Source organism: Cupriavidus taiwanensis, from assembly GCF_900249755.1.
In the GTDB taxonomy this organism is placed as follows: domain Bacteria; phylum Pseudomonadota; class Gammaproteobacteria; order Burkholderiales; family Burkholderiaceae; genus Cupriavidus; species Cupriavidus taiwanensis_D.
The window spans coordinates 2,272,838-2,295,854 of record NZ_LT976853.1 but is presented as its reverse complement, the minus strand read 5'-3'; the positions used below and the strand labels follow the sequence as shown (position 1 = coordinate 2,295,854).

Annotated in this window: 18 protein-coding genes; 14 read left to right on the top strand and 4 right to left on the bottom strand. The window is 68.2% G+C overall.

The annotated features are described in order from the left end of the window. Positions 1-57 precede the first annotated feature (57 nt). The 3 genes from rnr (at position 58) to CBM2594_RS10450 (ending at position 4,238) form a co-directional block, all read left to right on the top strand. Positions 58-2,655, top strand: a complete 2,598-nt coding sequence (gene rnr / locus CBM2594_RS10460) for a ribonuclease R (protein WP_116356772.1) — start codon at positions 58-60, stop codon at positions 2,653-2,655. Positions 2,656-2,722: 67 nt separating this feature from the next. Then, positions 2,723-3,466, top strand: a complete 744-nt coding sequence (gene rlmB / locus CBM2594_RS10455) for a 23S rRNA (guanosine(2251)-2'-O)-methyltransferase RlmB (RefSeq protein ID WP_012353149.1) — start codon at positions 2,723-2,725, stop codon at positions 3,464-3,466. Positions 3,467-3,470: 4 nt separating this feature from the next. After that, positions 3,471-4,238, top strand: a complete 768-nt coding sequence (locus CBM2594_RS10450) for an SIR2 family NAD-dependent protein deacylase (protein ID WP_116356771.1) — start codon at positions 3,471-3,473, stop codon at positions 4,236-4,238. A 39-nt stretch (positions 4,239-4,277) separates the two neighbouring features. Here the strand turns inward: CBM2594_RS10450 and tal are convergent, their stop codons facing one another. Beyond that, positions 4,278-5,237, bottom strand: a complete 960-nt coding sequence (gene tal / locus CBM2594_RS10445) for a transaldolase (RefSeq protein WP_116356770.1) — start codon at positions 5,235-5,237, stop codon at positions 4,278-4,280. Positions 5,238-5,416: 179 nt separating this feature from the next. Here tal and rpiA point away from each other — a divergent pair, with 179 nt between their 5' ends. Further along, positions 5,417-6,103, top strand: coding sequence for a ribose-5-phosphate isomerase RpiA (gene rpiA / locus CBM2594_RS10440; protein ID WP_116356769.1), 687 nt, complete (start codon positions 5,417-5,419; stop codon positions 6,101-6,103). 74 nt (positions 6,104-6,177) lie between these two features. On the opposite strand, the gene CBM2594_RS10435 is transcribed toward rpiA, so the two are convergent. Together CBM2594_RS10435 and argA are read right to left on the bottom strand one after the other, a co-directional pair. Further along, positions 6,178-6,450: an oxidative damage protection protein gene (locus CBM2594_RS10435; RefSeq protein ID WP_018007757.1), complete on the bottom strand. Its 273-nt coding sequence runs from the start codon at positions 6,448-6,450 to the stop codon at positions 6,178-6,180. A gap of 98 nt (positions 6,451-6,548) precedes the next feature. Then, complete coding sequence (argA, locus tag CBM2594_RS10430; protein ID WP_116356768.1) at positions 6,549-8,021, bottom strand: amino-acid N-acetyltransferase; 1,473 nt, start codon at positions 8,019-8,021, stop codon at positions 6,549-6,551. Positions 8,022-8,044: 23 nt separating this feature from the next. Here argA and hrpA point away from each other — a divergent pair, with 23 nt between their 5' ends. From hrpA to CBM2594_RS10400, 6 genes are all read left to right on the top strand, one after another. Continuing rightward, positions 8,045-12,091 carry an ATP-dependent RNA helicase HrpA gene (gene hrpA / locus CBM2594_RS10425; RefSeq protein WP_116356767.1) on the top strand — a complete coding sequence of 1,349 codons (4,047 nt, stop codon included), beginning with the start codon at positions 8,045-8,047 and terminating at the stop codon, positions 12,089-12,091. 141 nt (positions 12,092-12,232) lie between these two features. Further along, complete coding sequence (locus tag CBM2594_RS10420) at positions 12,233-13,219, top strand: YVTN family beta-propeller repeat protein (RefSeq protein ID WP_116356766.1); 987 nt, start codon at positions 12,233-12,235, stop codon at positions 13,217-13,219. Between the two features lie 21 nt (positions 13,220-13,240). Next, positions 13,241-14,101 carry a polysaccharide deacetylase family protein gene (locus CBM2594_RS10415; RefSeq protein ID WP_198048118.1) on the top strand — a complete coding sequence of 287 codons (861 nt, stop codon included), beginning with the start codon at positions 13,241-13,243 and terminating at the stop codon, positions 14,099-14,101. Further along, on the top strand, positions 14,101-15,075 hold the full coding sequence (locus CBM2594_RS10410) for a sterol desaturase family protein (protein WP_116356764.1): 975 nt from the start codon (positions 14,101-14,103) through the stop codon (positions 15,073-15,075). The genes CBM2594_RS10415 and CBM2594_RS10410 overlap by 1 nt, the downstream gene beginning before the upstream one ends. 140 nt (positions 15,076-15,215) lie before the next feature. Beyond that, complete coding sequence (locus CBM2594_RS10405) at positions 15,216-16,103, top strand: EI24 domain-containing protein (protein WP_116356763.1); 888 nt, start codon at positions 15,216-15,218, stop codon at positions 16,101-16,103. A gap of 12 nt (positions 16,104-16,115) precedes the next feature. Next, positions 16,116-16,940 (top strand): competence/damage-inducible protein A, encoded by an 825-nt coding sequence (locus CBM2594_RS10400; RefSeq protein WP_116356762.1) that lies wholly within the window; start codon positions 16,116-16,118, stop codon positions 16,938-16,940. Between the two features lie 64 nt (positions 16,941-17,004). On the opposite strand, the gene CBM2594_RS10395 is transcribed toward CBM2594_RS10400, so the two are convergent. Next, a complete protein-coding gene (locus CBM2594_RS10395; protein WP_115680508.1) occupies positions 17,005-17,469 on the bottom strand; it encodes a rhodanese-like domain-containing protein in 465 nt (154 codons plus the stop codon). 483 nt (positions 17,470-17,952) lie between these two features. Between CBM2594_RS10395 and CBM2594_RS10390 the strand changes: the two genes are divergently transcribed. The 4 genes from CBM2594_RS10390 to ntrC all read left to right on the top strand — a co-directional run bounded on the left by CBM2594_RS10390 (position 17,953) and on the right by ntrC (position 22,917). Beyond that, positions 17,953-19,368, top strand: coding sequence for a 3-hydroxylaminophenol mutase (locus CBM2594_RS10390; RefSeq protein WP_115709963.1), 1,416 nt, complete (start codon positions 17,953-17,955; stop codon positions 19,366-19,368). Positions 19,369-19,519: 151 nt separating this feature from the next. Then, a complete protein-coding gene (locus CBM2594_RS10385; RefSeq protein WP_116357762.1) occupies positions 19,520-20,092 on the top strand; it encodes a DUF4124 domain-containing protein in 573 nt (190 codons plus the stop codon). Between the two features lie 4 nt (positions 20,093-20,096). After that, positions 20,097-21,275 (top strand): nitrogen regulation protein NR(II), encoded by a 1,179-nt coding sequence (glnL, locus tag CBM2594_RS10380; RefSeq protein ID WP_116356761.1) that lies wholly within the window; start codon positions 20,097-20,099, stop codon positions 21,273-21,275. Positions 21,276-21,360: 85 nt separating this feature from the next. After that, complete coding sequence (gene ntrC, locus CBM2594_RS10375) at positions 21,361-22,917, top strand: nitrogen regulation protein NR(I) (protein WP_116356760.1); 1,557 nt, start codon at positions 21,361-21,363, stop codon at positions 22,915-22,917. The last annotated feature ends 100 nt before the right edge of the window (positions 22,918-23,017 follow it).

Sequence of the window (23,017 nt, the reverse complement as noted above, 5' to 3'; positions counted from 1 at the left end):
ACCGAAGCGCTCATTATAGAGAGCGCGAGAATTTTGTCAAATAGTTTCCAGAAAAAATTGAATCAGAACAACTATCCGATCCCCAGCCGGGAAGAAATCCTGGGCGTGCTGAGAACGTCGGGATCCCCCCAGTCGGCAGGCGATATCGCCAAGGCGCTGGCGGTCACGCGCAAGGAGCATGACGGCTTCCAGAAGCGCCTGGCCGCGATGGAGCGCGACGGCCAGATCGAGCTCAACCGCAAGGGCCGCTATGAACTGGCGCACCAGCCCAACTTTGTCATCGGCCGGGTGCAGGGCCACCGCGACGGCTTCGGCTTCCTGATCCGCGACGACGGCGAGGACGATATCTTCCTGCCCGAGCGCGAACTGCAGAAGGCCATGCACAACGACCGCGCGCAGGTGCGCGTGGTGGGCTACGACCGGCGCGGGCGCCCCGAAGGGCAGATCGTCGAGATCATCGAGCGCGCCAACCGCTTTGTCATCGGCCGCCTGCTCAGCGAGGGCGGCGTGCTGGTGGTGGCGCCGGAAGACAAGCGCATCAGCCAGGACATCCTGATCCCGCCCAAGGCGCAGGGCAAGGCGCGGGTGGGGCAGGTGGTCAGCGTCGAGCTGACCGAATTCCCGGACCGCTACGTGCAGCCGGTGGGCCGCGTGGTGGAAGTGCTCGGCGAGATCGACGATCCCGGCATGGAGATCGAGATCGCCGTGCGCAAGTACGGCGTGCCGCACCAGTTCTCGCCGGCCGCCGCGCAGGAAGCCTCCGGGCTGCCCGACGAAGTGCGCCAGGCCGACCTGGACCACCGCATCGACCTGCGCGACATCCCGCTGGTCACCATCGACGGCGAAGACGCGCGCGACTTCGACGACGCGGTCTATTGCGAGCCGGTCAGGATCGGCCGCGCCAAGGGCTGGCGCCTGATCGTGGCGATCGCCGACGTGTCGCATTACGTGCGTCCGGGCACGCCGCTCGATGCCGACGCGCTCGACCGCGCCACCTCGGTCTACTTCCCGCGCCGCGTGATCCCGATGCTGCCGGAGAAGCTGTCCAACGGGCTGTGCTCGCTCAATCCGCACGTCGACCGGCTGTGCATGGTGTGCGATGCCGTGATCACCGCCAAGGGCGAGCTCAAGGGCTACCAGTTCTACCCGGCGGTAATGCATTCGGCCGCGCGGCTGACCTACAACGAGGTCTGGTCGGTGCTGTCCAACACCAAGGGTCCCGAGGCGCACAAGCGCGGCGAACTGGTGCCGCACCTGCAGAACCTGTACGAGTTGTTCCAGGTCCTGCTCAAGGCGCGGCGCGCGCGCGGCGCGATCGACTTCGACACCACCGAGACCTATATCGTCTGCAATGCGCAGGGCAAGATCGAGCAGATCCTGCCGCGCACGCGCAACGATGCGCACCGGCTGATTGAGGAATGCATGCTGACCGCCAACGTCTGCGCGGCCGACTTCCTCGAACGCTTCAAGCACCCGGCGCTGTACCGCATCCACGCCGGCCCCAACGAAGAAAAGCTGAAGAACCTGCGCGAGTTCCTGCGTACCGCCGGCTTGTCATTGGGCGGCGGCGACAAGCCGCAGGCGTCGGACTACGCCGAGGTGATGGACAAGATCAAGTCCCGCCCCGACGCGCCGATGCTGCAGACCATGCTGCTGCGCTCGATGCAGCAGGCGGTGTACAGCCCCGACAATATCGGCCACTTCGGCCTGGCGTACGAGGCCTACGCCCACTTCACCAGCCCGATCCGCCGCTATCCCGACCTGCTGGTGCACCGCGCGATCAAGGCGGTGCTGGCGCACACCAAGTACCAGCCGGCCTTTGCCCACGGCACCGAGCTGAACACCGCGATCTCGCCGAAGGCGCGCCGGCTGCAGGCCAAGGATGCCGAGCAGAAGGCCGAGCTGACCGCGGCGCGCGCGCGCCGCAACGAGGCCATCTGGGACGAGCTGGGCCTGCACTGCTCGACCAACGAGCGCCGTGCCGACGAGGCCTCGCGCGATGTCGAGGCCTGGCTCAAGTGCTACTTCATGCGCGACAAGCTGGGCAGCGACTATGCCGGCACCGTCAGCGCCGTGACCTCGTTCGGCATCTTCGTGCAGCTCGACGAGCTGTATGTCGAGGGCCTGGTCCACGTGACCGAGCTGGGCAGCGACTACTTCCAGTACGACGAGGCCCGCAACGAGCTGCGCGGCGAGCGCACCGGCATCCGCTACCGGCTGACCGACCGCGTGCGCGTGCAGGTGTCGCGCGTCGACCTGGACGCGCGCAAGATCGACTTCCGGCTGGTGCAGGAGCCTTCGGCGAAAACCCTGCGCGCACGCGTCACGGGAACCGAGGCGCAGCCGCGCGTGCCTGCCGCGCATGCGGTGCCGGCGCGCAAGAAGGGCCGCCAGCTGGCGGCGCTGCTGGGCGGCTCGTCCAAGCCGGAAGAGTCGTTCGACGAGACGCTCGACCGCGTGATCGAAGAGCAACCGGTGTTCGAGGCGGTGATCACGCCGCTCAAGCCGCACGTCAAGACCGGCGGCAAGCCGGGCAAGCGCGCCGCCAAGCCCAAGCCCGCGCACCTGGAAAAGCCGCGCAAGCCGGCCTCGAAGGCGCGCACGTCCAAGCCGGCGGGCAAGACCGCCGCCAAGCGCACGCCGCGCAAGCACTAGCCGGTTGCGCGCAAGCCGCGGTCCCCGCCCGCGCGGGGACCGCGGCCGGGCGGGTACAATCGCGCCCATGGCCAAACAAAAACTCCTGATCGGCTTTCACGCCGTGACCGCGCGCCTGCGGCAAGACCCCAAGGGCGTGTCCGACATCTACATTGAATCCGCCCGCCGCGACCGGCGCATGCAGGACTTCGTGCGCCTGGCCGAAAGCCTGGGCGTGCGCCTGCATCCGGTCGATGCCGAGCGCCTGCGCGGCATGGCCGGCACCGACCGCCACCAGGGCGTGGTCGCGCGTGCCGAGGACGTGGCGCTGGCGCTGAACCTGGATGAGCTGCTCGACGGCATCGAAGGCACGCCGCTGCTGCTGGTGCTGGATGGTGTCACCGACCCCCACAACCTGGGCGCCTGCCTGCGCGTGGCCGACGGTGCCGGCGCGCACGCCGTGATCGCGCCCAAGGACCGCAGCGTCGGCCTGAACGCCACCGTGGCCAAGGTCGCCAGCGGCGCCGCCGAGACCGTGCCCTATATCACCGTGACCAACCTGGCCCGCACCCTGCGCGAACTGCAGGAGCGCGGCATCTGGGTGATCGGCACCGCCGACGGCACCGAGAAGTCGCTGTACGACATCGATTTCAAGGGGCCGACCGCGATCGTGATGGGCGCCGAAGGCGAGGGCATGCGCCGGCTGACGCGCGAAACCTGCGACGAACTGGTTGGCATCCCGATGGCGGGTGGCGTCGAAAGCCTGAACGTGTCGGTGGCCAGCGGCGTGTGCCTGTACGAGGCCGTGCGCCAGCGGCGCCTGCCGCGCTGAAGCCATGGCCGACGATTCCAGTCTGGCGGCACTCCCGGGGATTGAGGAAGCGCGTCGGCTGATCGACGGCGCCAGCAATATCTTCGTGCTGACCGGCGCCGGGATCTCCGCCGAATCCGGCGTGCCGACCTTCCGCGACGCCATGACCGGGCTGTGGCAGCAGTTCGATCCGGAAGACCTGGCCAGCGAGGCCGCCTACCGCCGCCAGCCGGCGCTGGTGTGGCAGTGGTACCAGCACCGGCGCGAGCTGGTGGCGGCGGTGCAGCCGAACCCGGCGCACCATGCGCTGGTGGCGCTGGCCGCGCAGAAACCGGTCACGCTGGTGACGCAGAATGTCGACGGCCTGCACCAGCGCGCCGGCAGCACCGGCGTGATCGAACTGCACGGCAACCTGTTCGCCAACAAATGGCTGGATGGCTGCGGCCGCTGCAGCGAGGCCACTGCGCTGCCCGGCATGCCGCCGCGCTGCAACCTGTGCGGTGCGCTGATGCGGCCGGGGGTGGTGTGGTTCGGCGAAGACCTGCCGCGCGTGGCGCGCTACCGCGCCGAGCATGCGGCGCAGACCTGCGACCTGTGCCTGGTGGTCGGCACATCGGGGCTGGTGTACCCGGCGGCGGCGCTGCCCGGCGTGGCGCGCGAGCATGGCGCGCCGGTGATCGTGGTCAATCCGCAGCCGTCGGCGCTGGACCAGACCGCGGACATCGTGCTGGCGGCCGCGGCGGGCGCCTGCCTGCCGCGGCTGTGGCCGCAGCCGGCGCCAGCGGCCGGCTGAAGCGCGGGGGGTAGCGCGGGGGGTAGCGCGCGGCGGCGCTTATTGCTGCGCCAGTCCGGCGATCAGCTTCTCCAGCTTGACCGCATCTGCGGCAAACAGGCGGATGCCTTCGGCCAGCTTTTCCGTCGCCATCGCGTCTTCGTTGAGCTGCCAGCGGAACGACGGCTCGTCGGCGGTGATGCGCGCGATATTGGCCGCCTGCGCCTGGTCCACCGACAGTTTGTGCGCCACCGGGCCCTGGCCGCCGGCCAGCTGCTCGAGCAACTCGGGGCTGATGGTCAGCAGGTCGCAGCCGGCCAGCGACAGGATCTGCGCGGTGCTGCGGAAGCTGGCGCCCATCACCTCGGTGGGATAGCCGAACTTCTTGTAGTAATCGTAGATCTGCCGCACCGAGCGCACCCCGGGATCGTTGTCGCCGCCGTTGGCGGCCGGGTCCCATTGCTCGCCCGCCTGTTTCTTGTACCAGTCGAAGATGCGGCCGACGAACGGCGAGATCAGCTGCGCGCCGGCCTCGGCGCAGGCCACGGCCTGCACCAGCGAGAACAGCAGCGTCATGTTGCAGCGGATGCCGTCGCGCTGCAGGATCTCGGCGGCGCGGATGCCCTCCCAGGTGGAGGCGATCTTGATCAGCACGCGCTCGCGCGCGATGCCGCGCTGCTCGTACAGCTGGATCAGGTGGCGCGCCTTGTTGACCGTCGCGGTGGTGTCGAACGACAGGCGCGCATCGACCTCGGTCGAGACCCGGCCCGGCACGATCGCCAGGATCTCGCAGCCGAAGGCGATCAGCACTTCATCCATCACCGCGTCGACGCCGCCGTTGCCGTGGTGGTCTTGCACCGCGCGCTCCAGCAGGTGGCGGTATTCGGGTTTCTGCACCGCCTTCAGGATCAGCGACGGATTGGTGGTCGCGTCCTGCGGCGTGTACTGCTTCATCAGCTGGAAGTCGCCGGTATCGGCCACCACCGTGGTGAACTGCCTGAGTTGTTCGAGCTGGTTCATGGTCGCTAGGTCGTTTGCTTGAGCGTCTGCAAAAAGCGTTCGCGGGCTGTGTTCGCAGGCTGTGAGGGGCGCGTGCGGCACCGGTGCGGTCCATTGTACCTGCGCGGGCACCGTCGCCCGCGGCGCGCCGCCGCAATCCGCTACACTACGCGTTTCCCCAACGCAATCTGGCTGTTGTCATGACTCAGGATGAACTCAAGGCGCTGGTCGCGCAAGCCGCCGCCGACTACGTGAAGCAGGAAGTGCCCGAAGGTGCCGTGCTCGGCGTGGGCACCGGCTCCACCGCCAACCTTTTCATTGACGCCGTGGCGGCGTTCAAGGAGCGCTTCGCGGGTGCGGTGTCGAGCTCCGAGGCTTCCACGCGGCGCCTGCAGCAGCACGGGTTCAAGGTGCTGGACCTGAACGAGGTCGACGAGATCCCGGTGTACGTCGACGGCGCCGACGAGATCGACGCCAGCGGCGCGATGATCAAGGGCGGCGGCGGCGCGCTGACGCGCGAAAAGATCGTGGCCTCGGTGGCCAGGCGCTTTGTCTGCATCGCCGACGGCAGCAAGCTGGTCCAGACCATGGGCAACTTCCCGCTGCCGGTCGAGGTGATTCCGATGGCACGCGCCGCGGTGGCGCGCAAGCTGCAGGCGCTGGGCGGACAGCCGCGCCTGCGCATGACCCGGGAAGGCGGTATCTACAAGACCGACAACGGCAATGTGATCCTCGACGTGGCCGGCCTGAAGATCGACGACCCGCGCGGGCTCGAGCAGACCATCAACCAGGTGCCGGGCGTGGTGACCGCAGGGCTGTTCGCGCTGCGCGGCGCCGACGTGCTGCTGCTGGGCACCGGCGACGGCGTGCAGCGCACGGACTACTGATCGCACTGGCCGGTCGGCGCGATCCAGCAAAAAGGGGTGCCTGAGGCACCCCTTTGTCGTTGCAGCGGTCCGGATCAGGACTGCGGCGGCACGTAGCCCTGGGCCTGGTCGGCGCCTTCGCCGAAGAAGTACTTCTCGGTCTGCTTGAGCAGGTACTGGCGCGCACGCGCATCCGCCATGTTCAGGCGGTTTTCGTTGATCAGCATGGTCTGGTGCTTGAGCCAGCCGGCCCACGCTTCCTTCGACACGTTCTGCCAGATCTTCTTGCCCAGTTCGCCGGGCAGCGGCGGGAAGTCGAGACCTTCGGCTTCCTTGTTCAGCTTGATGCAATGGACCGTGCGGGCCATGGGGACTCCTTGCAATGTTCGTGAGAGCTTCGGCGCTGGCGCTATTGTAGCCAAGCGGGGCGGCCGGCCGCGGCGCGGCGGCGATTGTCCCTACGCCGTCACAGCTTTTTCATCAGCACCATCGACTTGCGCTGCCAGTTGTAGAGCCTGCGCTTGTCCTCGGGCAGGTCGTCGACCGTGGCGTGGACGAAGCCGCGCTTGAGGAACCAGTGCTCGGTGCGGGTGGTGAGCACGAACAGCCGCTCCAGCCCCAGCGCGCGGGCGCGGCGCTCGATGCGCTTGAGCAGGCGCTCGCCGTCGCCGGTGCCCTGGGCTTCCTGCGAGACCGTCAGGCACGCCATCTCGCCCATGTTCTCGCGCGGATAGTCGTACAGCGCGGCGCAGCCGAACAGCACGCCGTCGTGCTCGATCACCGAGAAGTTGGCGATATCGCGCTCGATCAAATGGCGCCCGCGCGGCACCAGCGTGCCGTCCTGCTCCAGCGGCGCGATCAGCTGCACGATGCCGCCGACGTCATCCAGCGTGGCCTCGCGCAAGCTTTCCAGGTCGGTGTCGGACAGCATGGTGCCGACGCCGTCGTGCAGGAACAGTTCCAGCAGCACCGCGCCGTCGAGCGAATAGGGGATCAGGTGCGCGCGCGGCACGCCGCCCTTGAGCGCCTTGACCAGGTGCTGCAGGTAGTTGGCCACGTCGGGCGGCAGGTGGTTGTTCTGCAGCCGCTCCACCGCGGTGCGCAGCGACATCTCCTGCATCATCTTGCCGACCGGGTCGGGCACGCCCGGCACCTCGGTGATGAAGATCAGCTTGTCGGCCTTGAGCGCGGTGGCGGTGGCGCTGGCCACGTCTTCCATCGACAGGTTGAAGGCCTGGCCGGTAGGCGAGAAGCCCAGCGGCGACAGCAGCACCACCTTGCCGTGCGACAGCGACATGCGCACCGATTCGGCGTCGATCTTGCGCACCAGCCCGGTGTGCTGGTAGTCGGTGCCGTTGACGATGCCGACCGGGCGCGCGGTGACGAAGTTGCCGGAGATCACCGACAGCTGGGCGCCGGCCATCGGCGTATTGGGCAGGCCCTGGCTGAAGGCGGCCTCGATGTCCAGGCGCAGTTCGCCGGCGGCTTCCTTGGCGCATTCGAGCGCGGCGTTGTCGGTGACGCGCACGCCGTCGACAAACTGCGACTCGACATGGCGCAGCGCCAGCTGCTCTTCCACCTGCGGACGCGAGCCGTGCACCAGCACGATCTGCATGCCCATCGCGTGCAGCAGCGCGACGTCGTTGACCAGCGCGTTGAGCACGCCGGACTTGACCAGTTCGCCGGCGAAGGCGATGACGAAGGTCTTGCCGCGGAAGGCATGGATATACGGCGCCACCATGCGCAGCCAGTCGACGAACTGCTGGTGGTCGGGGCCGCTGCGGTCCGGATCGGCCGTGACGGGCACGGGAGAGGTCGGGGCGGGGGCGGGGAGTTCGGCCGCGGCGGGCGGCTCCGCCTGCGCGGGGGCGGCAGCGGAGGCGGTGGCCGCGGGAGCGGAGGCAGGCGCCGTCTGCGGCGCGTCGGTTCTGGCGTTCATCCCGCGGATTATAATCCCGGCCAATGTCAGAACAACGCCCCGTCAAGCCCAAACCACCGACAGCGCCGCGCCAGCGCGCCGGTGCCGGTCAGTCCGCTGCCCCAGCCGAATCTCGCCCGACGCCCCGCCCGACGCCCCGCCCGGCGCCCGGCCCCGCGCAGCCTGCCGGTGCGCGGCCCGCCGCCGAGGGCGGCCAGCGCCAGCCCCGCGGCCCGCGTGCGCCACGCGCGCCGCGGCCGGTCAACCCGCTGCCGCCCATCACGTTCCCGGAAGCCCTGCCGGTATCGGCCCGCCGCGACGAGATCGCCGCGGCGCTGCTGGCCAACCAGGTGGTGATCGTTTCCGGCGAGACCGGTTCCGGCAAGACCACGCAGCTGCCCAAGATCTGCCTGTCGATCGGGCGCGGCCCCGGCCGCGAGGGCGGGGGGCTGATCGGCCACACCCAGCCGCGCCGCATCGCCGCCACCTCGACCGCCAAGCGCATCGCGCAGGAACTCGGCACGCCGCTGGGCGAGCACGTGGGCTACCAGGTGCGCTTCAACGACACCATGTCGTCGGGCGCGTCGGTCAAGCTGATGACCGACGGCATCCTGCTTGCCGAAACCCAGAACGACCCGCTGCTGCGCGCCTACGACACGCTGATCATCGACGAGGCGCACGAACGCAGCCTCAATATCGACTTCCTGATCGGCTACCTGCGCCAGATCCTGCCCAGGCGGCCGGACCTGAAGGTGATCATTACCTCGGCCACCATCGACGCGCAGCGCTTTGCCCGGCATTTCGCCACCGGGGACAAGCCGGCGCCGGTGATCGAGGTCAGCGGCCGCCTGTACCCGGTTGAGGTGCGCTACCGCCCGATCGCCGACGACGCGCCCGCCGCAGGCGCGCCGCGCAGCCCGCAGGCGCGCGAGCGCGACCTGTACGACGGCATCGTCGATGCCGTTGACGAGTTGTGCCGCGCCGGCCCCGGCGACGTGCTGGTGTTCCTGCCCGGCGAGCGCGAGATCCGCGAGGCCGCCGAGGCGCTGCGCAAGCACCACCCGCCGCATACCGAGATCCTGCCGCTGTTCGCGCGGCTGTCGGTGCAGGAGCAGGAGCGGGTGTTCAGGCCGTCGAACGCGCGCCGCATCGTGCTGGCGACCAACGTTGCCGAAACCTCGCTGACGGTGCCGGGCATCCGCTATGTGGTCGATACCGGGCTGGCGCGCGTCAAGCGCTACTCGTACCGCAACAAGGTCGAGCAGCTGCAGGTCGAGGCGATCTCGCAGGCCGCCGCCAACCAGCGTGCCGGCCGCTGCGGCCGGGTCGCCAACGGGATCTGCATCCGGCTGTACGAGGAAGCGGATTTCACCGGACGGCCGCGCTTTACCGACCCCGAGATCCTGCGTTCGTCGCTGGCCGCGGTGATCCTGCGCATGAAGGCGCTGCGGCTGACCGATATCGAGGCCTTCCCGTTCATCGAGCCGCCGCTGGGACGCGCCGTGGCCGACGGCTACCAGCTGTTGCAGGAGCTGGGCGCGGTCGACGACGCCAACCAGCTGACCGGCACCGGGCGCCAGCTCGCCAAGCTGCCGCTGGACCCGCGCGTGGCGCGCATGATCCTGGCCGCGCGCGAGCACCAGTGCCTGCGCGAGGTGCTGATCATCGCCAGCGCGCTGTCGGTGCAGGACCCGCGCGACCGTCCGCAGGAAGCGCAGGAAGCCGCCGACCAGGCCCACCGCAAGTTCATGGACGAGAAGTCCGAGTTCCTGGGCTGGGTCCGGCTGTGGAAGTGGTTCGAGGACGCGGTCGCGCACAAGAAGTCCAACCGCCAGCTGCAGGACAAGTGCCGCGCGCACTTCCTGTCGCACCTGCGGCTGCGCGAGTGGCGCGACGTGCATTCGCAGCTGCTGACCACCGTGACTGAGCAGGGCTGGCGCCTGAACGACAGCGAGCCGACCTACGAGCAGGTGCACAAGGCGCTGCTCACGGGTTTGCTCGGCAACGTCGGCTGCCGCATCGAGGACGGCGATGGCAAGGGCCGCGAATACCTGGGCGCGCGCGGCATCAAGTTCCACCTGTGGCCGGGCTCGCTGATCGCGCGCAAGGTCGGGCGCTGGATCGTCGCGGCCGAACTGGTCGAGACCAGCCGGCTGTTCGCGCGCACGCTGGCGCGGATCGAGCCGGAATGGCTGGAGCAGATCGGCGGCCACCTGCTCAAGGTCAGCTGGAGCGATCCGCACTGGGAGAAAAAGGCCGGGCAGGTGCTGGCGCTGGAGCGCGCCACGCTGTACGGGCTGGTGGTCTACCAGCACCGCCGCGTGCACTACGGGCCGATGAACCCGAAGGAAGCGCGCGAACTGTTTATCCGCCGCGCGCTGGTCGAGGGCGAGTTCGACACGCGCCTGCCGTTCTACGCGCACAACCAGCGCCTGGTGCGCGAGATCGAGAACCTCGAGCACAAGTCGCGGCGCCAGGACGTGCTGGTCGACGACGAGCTGATCTACGCCTTCTACGACCGCGCGATCCCGGCCGAGATCTGCCAGCAGACCGCGTTCGAGCAGTGGTACCAGGCCGAGAGCGCGAAAGACCGCAAGCTGCTGTACCTGAACCGCGACGAACTGATGCGGCACGAAGCGGCCGGCATCACCACCGACCTGTTCCCCAAGACCATGACCGTGGCCGGCGTGGACATGGGCCTGACCTATCACTTCGAGCCCGGCAGCCACCGCGACGGCGTGACCCTGACGGTGCCGCTGTACGCGCTCAACCAGGTCCGGCAGGAGCGCGCCGACTGGCTGGTGCCCGGCATGATCAAGGAGAAGGTGCACCTGCTGCTCAAGTCGCTGCCGCAGAAATTGCGCCGCCACTGCGTGCCGCTGCCCGAGTATGCCGCGGGCTTTGTCGCGCGCCAGCCGTTCGGCGAAGGCGAGCTGCTGGACGTGCTGATCGCCGATATCCGCGAGCAGACCGGCACCATGGTCAGGCGGGCCGACTTCAAGCTGGAAACGCTGCCCGCGCACCATGCGATGAACTTCAAGGTGATCGACGAGCACGGCCGCCAGCTCGACATGGGCCGCAACCTGGCCCAGCTGCGCGCCGAGCTGGGCGGGCAGGCGCAGCAGTCGTTCCAGCGCGTGGCCGCGCAAGCGGCGGCGCAGGCCGCAACCCAGGCCGCAACCCAGTCCCCGGAACACGCGCCGGCGCTGGCCGCGGCCGAGCCCGGCAAGTACGAAGGCCTGACCGGCTGGAGCTTCGGCGAACTGCCTGAGCTGCTCGAGATCCGCAAGGGCAGCCAGACCCTGTTCGGTTATCCGGCGCTAGTCGACCGCGGCACGCATTGCGACGTCGAGGTCTTCGACGATCCGCAAGAGGCCGCCCGCATCCACCACCTGGGGCTGCGCCGGCTGTTCGCGCTGCAACTGCGCGAGCAGGTCAAGTTCATCGAGAAGAACATCCCGGGGCTGCAGCAGATGGCGATGCAGTACATGACGCTGGGCACGCAGGAGATGCTGCGCGAGCAGATCGTGATGCTGGCGCTGGAGCGCGCCTGCATGCAGGCGCCGCTGCCGCGCAACGATGCCGAGTTCAATGCCCGCAAGGACGAGGGCCGTTCCCGGCTGTCGCTGCTGGCGCAGGAAATCGCGCGGCTGGCGGGCGCCATCCTTGCCGAATACGCCGGGCTGCCGCGCAAGCTGCTGCAGGCCAGGCCTTTCCCCGGGGCGTACGCGGACATGGAGGCCCAGCTCGGCCGGCTGATGGGCAAGCGCTTTATCGAAGAAACCCCGTACGCGCAGCTGGTCCACTTCCCGCGCTACCTGAAGGGCATCGCCATGCGCGTGGACAAGCTCAAGGGCGATCCGGCCCGCGACAGCCAGCGCATGCAGGAGATGGCGCCGCTGCTGCAGCAGTGGCAGCGCGCCGAAAAGCAGCTGCGCACGCAGGGCCGCGGCGGCGAGGATGCGCGGCTGGAGGAATTCCGCTGGATGCTGGAAGAACTGCGCATCGCGCTGTTCGCGCAGGAGCTGCGCACGCCGGTGCCGATGTCGGTCAAGCGGCTGCAAAAGGTCTGGGAATCGATGCAGCGCTGAGGCTGCGCGCCGGTACGGCGGCAAATGGTCGTGCCGGCGCAACAATCTGCCAAATACTTGTCTGCAGCCCGCCGCGACGTCAGCGGAATTAGCCGCCCAAACGTTAGAATCGCCGATTCAGTTCTTCGGGTAGCGGGTCTTATGTTCGCATTGCGGCGGTGGGTGGCTGGTGGGATCACGGTGGGCGCGTTCGCGCTGGGCCTGATGGCGGCGCCGGCCTTGGCGGAAGTGGTGGTGATCCTCAATTCGGGTGATGCCACCGTCACGCTGATCGACAAGGACACGCAGAAGGTGCTCGAGACCTTCCCGATCGGCAAGGAGCCTCACCACCTGATCGCCACGCCGGACGACAAATCGCTGATCGTCGCCAATGCGGTCGGCAACGATCTCGTCTTCCTGGATCCGGTCACCGGCAAGGTCCAGCAGCGCGTGCCCAATATCGACGACCCCTACCAGATCGGCTTCTCCCCCGACCAGAAGTGGTTTGTCGCCACCGGCAACCGGCTCGACCGCGTCGACGTGTACCGCTGGGACGGCAAGGCACTGAAGCTGGCCAAGCAGTATCCGCTGGCCAAGACCCCTAGCCATATCGCGTTTACCGCCGACAGCCGCATCGCCTTCATCACGCTGCAGGACTCCAACGAAGTCGCCGCCATCGACCTGGTCACGCAGAACGTGTTGTGGCGCATGGAAACCGGTTCGGCGCCGGCGGGGATCTGGGTCACGCCGGACCAGAAATACCTGCTGGTCGGCATGACCGGCGCCGACTACGTGGCCGTGATCGACTGGCGCACGCGCACCGTGGTCAAGCAGATCCAGACCGGCAAGGGCGCGCACAACTTCCGCGCGGTCGGCGACCGGCGCCACCTGTTTCTCAGCAACCGCGTCACCGGCAGCATCAGCATCATCGACCAGCAGACCCTGAACAAGGTCGGCGACATCACTGGCCTGCCGCCGGGCCCGGACGACATGGAGCTGACCGCCGACGGCAAGACCCTGTGGGTGACCTTCCGCTGGGCGCGCTCGGTCGGGCTGGTCGACGTGGCCAGCCGCAAGCTGGTCAAGACCGTGCGCGTCGGCCGCTCGCCGCACGGCATCTATTTCCGCACGCGCGCGCCGCTGTACTGACGCGCACGCAGGGCAGGGACCATGGCACCGATCCAGGCATTGCGCTCCCCAACGCTGGCCAGATGGCCGGCCAGGTGGCTGGCCGCGCTGGCACTGGCCTGCGCCATGCCGCTCGCGCAGCAGGCCGCCGCCGCGCCGGCCGCCAAGGCATGCCCGGCCGGTACGCTCTACCTGACCTTCGACACCGGCAGCATGAGCCAGGCGCAGCTGATCGCCGACACCCTGCGCCGCCACCAGATCCGCGCCACCTTCTTCCTGGCCAACGAGCCGACGGTGCGCAACGACAGTTCGCTCGACCCGTCGTGGGCGCCCTACTGGAAGTCGCTGGTGGCCGACGGCCACGCCTTCGGCACGCATACCTTCGACCATGTCTACCTGCGCAGCGTGCGCGCCGGCCAGGTCACCATGCGGCCGCAGTTCGGCGCGCAGGCGGGCCAGGACGTGGCCATGGACCAGGCCGGCTTCTGCAAGGAATTGCGGCGCAGCGCCGACGCCCTGCGCGGCATGACCGGCGCCGGCATGGTGCCGCTGTGGCGCGCCCCGGGCGGGCGCACCGCGCCGCAGACGCTGCAGTGGGCCGAGCAATGCGGCTTCCGGCATGTCGGCTGGGCGCCGGCGGGCTTCCTCGGCGATGAGCTGTCGTCGGCGCGCTATCCCAACGCCGTGTTGCTGCAGCGTGCGCTTTCCAGCCTGCGCGACGGCGACATCGCCATGGCGCACCTGGGCATCTGGTCGCGGCAGGATCCGTGGGCGCCGGCGGTGCTCGAGCCGCTGCTCACCGGGCTGGAACGCAAGGGCTTCTGCTTCGCGACGCTGCGCGAACACCCGGCCTATCGCGACTGGATCGCACGGCCCATCAAGGCACAGGAGGGCGCACGCTGATGTGGGAGACGCTGAACGCATGGATCGGGCAGATCGAAGGCACGCTGTTCCAGGACGTGGTGCTGCCGGTGGTCTATGACCTGGGCTTCGGCCGCTATGCCGAGGAAGCCTTCACCGGCACCGAGTGGCTGCTGGTGGGGCTGGTGCAGATCGCGGTGATGGCGCTGATCCTGGGGCCGCTGGAGAAGTGGCGGCCGGTCGAAGCCGTGGCCGACCGGGCCGCCATCCGCACCGACATCCTGTACACCGTGATCCACCGGCTCGGCCTGTTCCGGCTGGCGATGTTCTTCCTGCTGGCGCCGCTGACCGACGCGCTGGAAGGCCACCTGCGGCTGATGGGCTGGCACCGTATCAATGTGGAAGACTGGTGGCCGGGCGTGACCTCGGTGCCGCTGGTCAGCTTCTTTGTCTACCTGCTGCTGTTCGACCTGCTCGATTACTGGTACCACCGGCTGTCGCACTCGTTCCGCTGGTGGTGGCACCTGCACGCGGTGCACCACAGCCAGCGCCAGATGACGTTGTGGAGCGACAACCGCAACCACCTGCTGGACGACATGCTGCGCGACTTCGTGTTTGCGCTGGTGGCGCTGGGGGTGGGCGTGGAGCCGTCGCAGTATGTGCTGCTGGTGGCGCTGTCGCAGTTGCTGCAAAGCCTGCAGCATGCCAATGTGCGGATGCATTTCGGCACGCTCGGCGAGCGGCTGCTGATCTCGCCGCGCTTTCACCGCACCCACCACGCGGTCGGCATCGGCCACGAAGCCGACGGTGCGCCGGCAAAGCTGGGCGGCTGCAACTACGGCGTGATCTTCCCCTGGTGGGACATGCTGTTCGGCACCGCGGTCTTCACCGAGACCTACCATCCCACCGGCATCCGCGACCAGCTGCCGCCGCCGGTGGGCAAGGGCCACGACTACGGCGCGGGCTTCCTGGCGCACCAGTGGTACGGCATCAAGCGGCTGCTGCGGCTGCGCTGAAGCCGGCGTTCCCGGGCATCCTTCCCCCCGGCGCGCCATGTTGGCGGGTGGCGTATGCTAGTGTTCCGGGTTGCCGCCGGCCCGTCACCTGGCTGACCCGGGCCGGTTCCCCGCGACTTTCCTGTCTTGCCTTCGACTGCATGAACGATATCTTCCGCTCGTTTGGCCGCGCGCTGGTCAGCCAGCTGCATCCCCGCATGCTGATGCTGACCGTGCTGCCTTTCGTCCTGGCCACGCTGCTGTGGGGCGGGCTGCTGTGGTGGGGCTGGGACCCCATCATGGGCGCCACGCGCAGCTTCCTGGAAACCTCGATCCTGACCAGCTGGATCTACAGCGCGCTCGACTGGTTCGGGCTGCAATCGATGCGCGCCATCGTCGCGCCGCTGTTCGTGGCGGCGCTGGCGATCCCGCTGGTGATCGCGTCGATGCTGATGTTTATCGGCGTGTTCTCGGTGCCGGCGGTGGTGCGCCACCTCGAGCGCAACTACCCGGACCTGGCCAAGTCCCATGGCGGCAGCGTGCTGGGCAGCGTGTTCCATTCGCTCGGCAGCACCCTGGTGTTCCTGTCGCTGGTGCTGGTGACGCTGCCGCTGTGGCTGATCCCGCCGTTCTTTGCGCTGATCCCGCCGGTGCTGTGGGGCTGGCTGACCTACCGCGTGATGACATATGACGCGCTTGCCGACCACGCCAGCGCCGAAGAGCGCAAGACCCTGGTGCGGCGCCACCGCACGCCGCTGCTGGTGATGGGGGTGGCGGTGGGGCTGCTGGGCTCGGCGCCGACGATTCTGTGGGTGTCGTCGGCCGCGGTGATCTTCCTGTTCCCGTTCGTGCTGGCCGGCACGCTGTGGCTCTATGTGCTGATCTTTATCTTCTCGGCGCTGTGGTTCGGCCATTTCTGCCTGCGCGCGCTGGCGCAGCTGCGCGCCGAGCGCGCCGCCGTGCCGGCCCAGCCACCTGCCGCCTCGTCGCCGGGCGGCGACGTCATCGACCTGGCGCCGCACGACGTGCGCCGCATCGAAAATTCCTGAAGCGAGGGCAATATGGGTTTCGGCCTGATCGTCATTGGCGACGAGATTCTGTCCGGGCGGCGCGAAGACAAGCACCTGCGCCGCACCATCGAACTGCTGGGCGCGCGCGGCCTGGCGCTGGACTGGGCCGAGTACGTCGGCGACGACCGCGCCCGCATCACCGCCACGCTGCGACGCACGCTGGCCGGCCCGGACGTGGTGTTCTGCACCGGCGGCATCGGCGCGACGCCCGACGACCACACGCGCCAGTGCGCGGCGGCGGCGCTGGGCGTGCCGCTGGTGCTCCATCCCGAGGCGCGCGAACTGATCGCGCTGCGCATCGCCGAGACCGCCGGCGGCGACCCGGTCAAGGGCGACCTGACCCTGCCGGAGAACCAGCACCGCTTCAAGATGGGCGAGTTCCCCGAGGGCGCGCGCATCATCCCCAACAGCTACAACCGCATCCCCGGCTTCTCGGTCGGTCACCATCATTTCATGCCGGGCTTCCCGGTGATGGCGTGGCCGATGATGGAGTGGGTACTGGACCACGACTATGCGCACCTGTTCCACCAGGCGCCGCAGCAGGAGCGGGCCTTCTACGTGTTCGAGGCGCCGGAGTCGACGCTGACGCCGCTGATGGAACGTGTCGAGGCGGCGCATCCGGGCATCCGCGTGTTCAGCCTGCCGTCGGTCGGCGACGTGCAGCGCGGCGACCGCTTCGCGCGCCGCCATATCGACCTGGGCGTCAAGGGCCCGTCCGAACTGCTGGCCCCGGCCTATGCGATGCTGCTCGAAGGCGTGCAGGCAATGGGGTACGAGACCGTGGAGCAGCCGCCGCGGCAGGCGGCGCAGGCTTAGGCGCACCGGCCGGCCAAAAGAAAAGGGGCAGCCATGGCTGCCCCTTTTGCTTCAGGCCGAGGTATCAGGCGCCATGCCAGGGCAGGCCGCGCACGCACCAGCCCTCGACGGTCTTGCGGTGGTGGTGATCGTCGCGGTTGCCTTCAAAGCCCTCGAGCACGTCCATGGCGAAATGGTAGCCGGCTTCGGTGGCCACGCGTGCCGCGTGCTTGGAGCGCGCCGCGCTGCGGCACAGGAACAGCACCGGCACGTCGGACGGCACGCGCGCGCGCAGCTCTTCGACAAAGCGCGCGTTCTGCGCGCCGCCCGGGTAGGACATCCATTCGACATGGGCGAACTGCGCGTCCGGCACGTCGACGCCGCCGACCCAGTCCAGCTCGGCCTGCGTGCGCACGTCCACCAGCACGGCGGAAGGGTCGTTCTGCAGCAGGGCATAGGCTTCCTGCGGCGACAGCGCGCCGAAGTACGGCAACTGGTTTTGTTCCTGGCGCTGGCGGGCGGCCTGCAGGAGATCGTCTCGGGTGGTCATCGGCGTGACAAATTGAATGGGTGGAATTCGTGGCGCGGGGGCCGCAAACCGTTATTCTATAGCGCCGCGGTGGCGGGGCGGTGGATGCGCAGGCCGGGAGGGCCCGGCAAGCGTCGTCCCAGGGCGGAGGCCGACCGATTCTGGTGCATACGCACTACTACGGTGCGGTAACTTGATGTTTGCACCATGATGGTGTTCCATGAGCCAGGCACCCCTCGTCGCCTGTGTCGCTGGAGCGCCACATGTGCCGCCTGCCACCGGGAAGGCGTTTTCGCCGCCGGCCAGCATGGTGCGCGATTCGCCGGAGTTGCACAATTTTCGGGCCCGGCGCCGCGTGGGGCGTTTGGTTGGCACGCTTTCTGCTAACATCCGTCGTCCTTTCGCGGCGAGGCCAGTCAGGCGCGGCAAGATGCAGCGGCGCCGCTGGCGACAGTCCCAAGAATTGGCTTTCACAGACATTTGCCGAATACCCAGGAGATTGGCATGGCCCACAGCGTTGCAGACGTGATGAAGCTGGTGAAGGAAAACGACGTCAAGTTCGTCGATTTCCGCTTCACCGATACCAAAGGCAAGGAGCAACACGTGTCCGTGCCCGTGTCGCACTTCGATGAAGACAAGTTCGAAAGCGGCCACGCTTTCGACGGTTCGTCGATCGCCGGCTGGAAGGGTATCGAAGCTTCGGACATGCTGCTGATGCCGGATTCGAACACGGCCCACATCGACCCGTTCTACGAAGAGCCGACGCTGGTGCTGTCGTGCGACGTGATCGAGCCGTCGGACGGCAAGGGCTATGACCGCGACCCGCGTTCCATCGCCAAGCGCGCCGAAGCCTACCTGAAGAGCACCGGCCTGGGCGACACCGCCTTCTTCGGCCCGGAGCCCGAGTTCTTCATCTTCGACGGCGTCACCTGGAACGTCGACATGCAAGGCTGCTTCGTCAAGATCCACTCCGAAGAAGCCCCGTGGTCGTCGGCCAAGGAATTCGAGCACGGCAACAGCGGCCACCGTCCGGGCAAGAAGGGCGGCTACTTCCCGGTCGCCCCGATCGACACCTTCCAGGACATGCGTTCGGAAATGTGCCTGATCCTGGAATCGCTGGGCATTCCGGTTGAAGTCCACCACCACGAAGTGGCTGGCCAGGGCCAGAACGAGATCGGCACCAGGTTCAGCACGCTGGTGCAGCGCGCCGACTGGACCCAGCTGCAGAAGTACGTGATCCAGAACGTGGCCCACACCTACGGCAAGACCGCCACCTTCATGCCGAAGCCCATCGTCGGCGACAACGGCTCGGGCATGCACGTGCACCAGTCGGTGTGGAAGGACGGCCAGAACCTGTTCGCCGGCAACGGCTACGCCGGCCTGTCGGAATTCGCGCTGTACTACATCGGCGGCATCATCAAGCACGCCCGCGCCCTGAACGCCATCACCAACCCGGGCACGAACTCGTACAAGCGCCTGGTGCCGGGTTTCGAGGCTCCTGTCAAACTGGCCTACTCGGCCCGCAACCGCTCGGCTTCGATCCGCATCCCGTATGTGGCCAACCCGAAGGGCCGCCGCATCGAGACCCGCTTCCCGGATCCGCTGATGAACCCGTACCTGGGCTTCTCGGCGCTGCTGATGGCCGGCCTGGACGGCGTGATGAACAAGATCCACCCGGGCGAAGCCGCCGACAAGAACCTGTACGACCTGCCGCCGGAAGAAGACGCAAAGATCCCGACCGTGTGCTCGAGCCTGGACCAGGCACTCGAGTACCTGGACAACGACCGCGAGTTCCTGACCCGCGGCGGTGTGTTCTCGAACTCGATGATCGATGCCTACATCGAACTGAAGATGGAAGAAGTCACGCGTTTCCGCATGACCACGCACCCGGTCGAGTTCGAGATGTACTACTCGCTGTAAGCGGCCCTTGCCCGGCCATGACGCAGGTTGTGACCGGGCAACAGTTGCACCACAAAGGGGCGGCCTCGGCTGCCCCTTTTGACTTTGCTCGCTAGAATGGGGAACCCGATCCTGCCGCGATCCCACCCCGTTCCAACCTGACGCCATGCCCCTGGATGCCTCTTCCCGCACGGCCCGCCGGACTCATGCCATGCCCCGTTTCGTGCACCAAACCCGACGCCGATTCCCCGTTCTGGTGACAGCCGCGGCACTGGCGTTGACGATGTGGGCCGGCCCGTCCATGGCACAGTCTTCGGATGTCTATGTCTGCGCCGGTCCCAATGGCGTGCCGGAGTACCGCAACGGCAATGCCGGCAAGGGCTGCAAGAAGCTGAACCTGCCTGAAGTCGTGACCGTGCCGGGCGGGCGCATTGCCGCACCGGCCAAGGGCAGCGGCAGCAGCGCCGCCACCACCGGCAGCACCAGTTTCCCGCGCGTGGACAGCGCCACCCAGCGCAGCCGCGACAGCGAGCGCCGTACCGTGCTGACGCAGGAGCTGCAGGCCGAGGAGGCCAAGCTGCAGGCGCTTCGTGCCGAATACAACAACGGCCAGCCGGAGCGCCAGGGCAACGAGCGCAACTACCAGAAATACCTCGACCGCACCGCGGCGCTGCGCGACGACATCGCCCGCAGCGAGGCCAACGCCGCGTCGTTGCGGCGCGAGCTTGGCAACCTGAAGGACTAGTCTTATGCGTCGCCTGATTCGCGGAGTGTCACGCAAGGCCGGCAGTGCCGACGGCGCGCGCGCCGAGCCGCCCGCGTCCGACCCGGCGCCGGCCGAAACCGGCGCGCGCGTGCTGAGCCTCGGCGCGGCGGCGTTCCATGCCGGCCTGGACGTGGTCGCCAACCCGGTGCTGCTGGTGCGCCAGCCGGGGCTGCGCGTGGTCTACGCGAACCCGGCCGCCGAGGCCACCTTCGGCGTGTCGCGCAAGGGCATGGTCGAGCTGACGCTGCCGGACTTGTTCGGCAAATCCGATGAGCTGCACAACATGCTCGACACCGTGGTCACGCGGCAGTTCGACGTGCGCCGGCAGGACCTGATCCTGCATCCGCCGCTGCAGGACCCGATCCACGTGCACGTGGTGATCGCCGCGCTCGAGGCCGTCGGCGACACCGTGGTGGTCGAGATCCTGCCCAACGAGCAGAAGGTGCGCAGCGACCGCGAAGAGCGCATCCTCGACCTGACCTCGGCCAACAAGGAGCTGATCCGCAACCTCGCCCACGAGATCAAGAACCCGCTGGGCGGCATCCGCGGCGCGGCGCAGCTGCTGGAGTTCGAGCTGCCCGAGCGCTCGCTGCGCGAATACACGCAGGTCATCATCAAGGAGTCGGACCGGCTGCAGACGCTGGTCGACCGACTGCTCGAGCCGCACCGGCACCCGCATATCGTATCGAGCCTGAATATCCACGAGGTGCTCGAGCGCGTGCGCTCGGTGGTGCTGGCCGAGTTTCCCAACGGGCTGGAGATAGTGCGCGACTACGACGCCAGCCTGCCCGAGCTGCAGGGCGACATGGAGCAGCTGATCCAGGCCGTGCTCAACATCGTCCACAACGCCGCGCAGGCGCTGGCCGACCGCATGGCGCGCGGCGACGCGCAGATCGTGCTGCGCACGCGCATCGCGCGGCAGGTCACGATTGCCAAGCGTTTGTTCAAGCTGGCATTGGACTTGCATGTGATCGACAACGGCCCGGGGATTCCCGAAGACATCCGCGAACGCATCTTCTATCCGCTGGTATCGGGCAGGGATGGCGGCAGCGGACTGGGTCTCACACTCGCGCAAACCTTCGTGCAGCAGCACGAGGGCTTGATCGAATGCGAGAGCAGGCCGGGCTGTACCGACTTCCGTATCCTGCTGCCGCTGCACTAGCCTTTGCCGGCGTCCGCAAGCGCGTGCACCGACGTGGCCAGGGCATGCGGAAGACCAACTGACACCGAGCAGACAAGCGACGCACATGAAGCCGATCTGGATAGTCGACGACGATCAATCAATCCGCTGGGTCCTGGAAAAGGCCCTGGCCCGTGAAAGCCTGCTCTCGCGCAGCTTCACCAATGTGCGGGACGCGCTGGCCGCGCTGGAGGAAGACCAGCCGCAGGTGCTGATCTCGGACATCCGCATGCCCGGCGGTTCTGGCCTGGACCTGCTGCAGGCAATCAAGGCGCGGCACCCCGGGCTGCCGGTCATCGTGATGACGGCCTACTCCGACCTGGACAGCGCGGTGGCGGCGTTCCAGGGCGGCGCCTTCGAATACCTGGCCAAGCCGTTCGATGTCGACAAGGCGGTCGAGCTGATTCGCCGCGCGCTCGAAGAAAGCCTGCGCGAGGAAGAACTGGAAGACCGCCTGGTCGACGCGCCCGAGATCCTCGGCCAGGCGCCGGCGATGCAGGACGTGTTCCGCGCCATCGGCCGGCTGTCGCAATCCAACGTCACGGTGATGATCACCGGCGAGTCCGGCACCGGCAAGGAACTGGTCGCGCGCGCCCTGCACAAGCACAGCCCGCGCGCCAACGGCCCGTTTATCGCGCTCAATACCGCGGCGATCCCGAAGGACCTGCTCGAATCCGAACTGTTCGGCCATGAGCGCGGCGCCTTTACCGGTGCCCAGACCATGCGGCGCGGACGCTTCGAGCAGGCCGAGGGCGGCACGCTGTTTCTCGACGAAATCGGCGACATGCCGTTCGACCTGCAGACCCGGCTGCTGCGCGTGCTGTCCGACGGCAACTTCTATCGCGTCGGCGGCCACAACCCCTTGCGCGCCAATGTGCGCGTGATTGCCGCCACCCACCAGAACCTGGAGCTGCGCGTCAAGGAAGGGCTGTTCCGCGAGGACTTGTTCCACCGCCTGAACGTGATCCGGCTGCGCCTGCCGCCGCTGCGCGAGCGGCCCGAGGACATCACGCTGCTGGCGCGCCATTTCCTGCAGAAGAGTGCCAAGGAGCTTGGCGTCGAGCCCAAGCGCATGTCGGACGATGCGCTGGCCTATGTCAGCACGCTGCCATTCCCCGGCAACGTGCGCCAGCTGGAAAACCTGTGCAACTGGCTGACCGTGATGGCGCCGGCGCAGACCATCGAGGTCAAGGACCTGCCGCGCGAGATGCTGGAAGCGGGCACCAGCGAGCCGGTCAATGCGCCGCGGCCCGAGCGCGCGCCCGAACTGCGCGTGGCCGAGTACGAAGGCGGCCAGGAACCGGCCGACTATGGCGGGTTTGCGGTGCCGGTGGTGGCCGAGGCCGACACGGCCACGGCGGTCCGGATCGCGCCGGCCCCGTCGGTGGCGCCGGTCCCGGCCGCCGTGTCTGCCGGATGGGAAAGCCTGCTCGCCGGCGAGGCGCGCGCCATGCTCGAATCCGGCCAGCCCGAAGTGATGGACCTGCTGACGCGCCGCTTCGAAAAAGCGGTGCTGGAAGCCGCGCTGGGCGTCACGCGCGGCCGCCGCGTCGAAGCCGCGACCCGGCTCGGGATCGGGCGCAACACCATTACGCGCAAGCTGCAGGAGCTGGGCTTCGACTGAGGCGCAGGGCAGCCAGTGCGCGACTGCCTTGGCCGACGCCCATTGTTTGCTCCCCTCTCCCGCGTGCGGGAGAGGGGCCGGGGGTGAGGGCAGGGCGGTG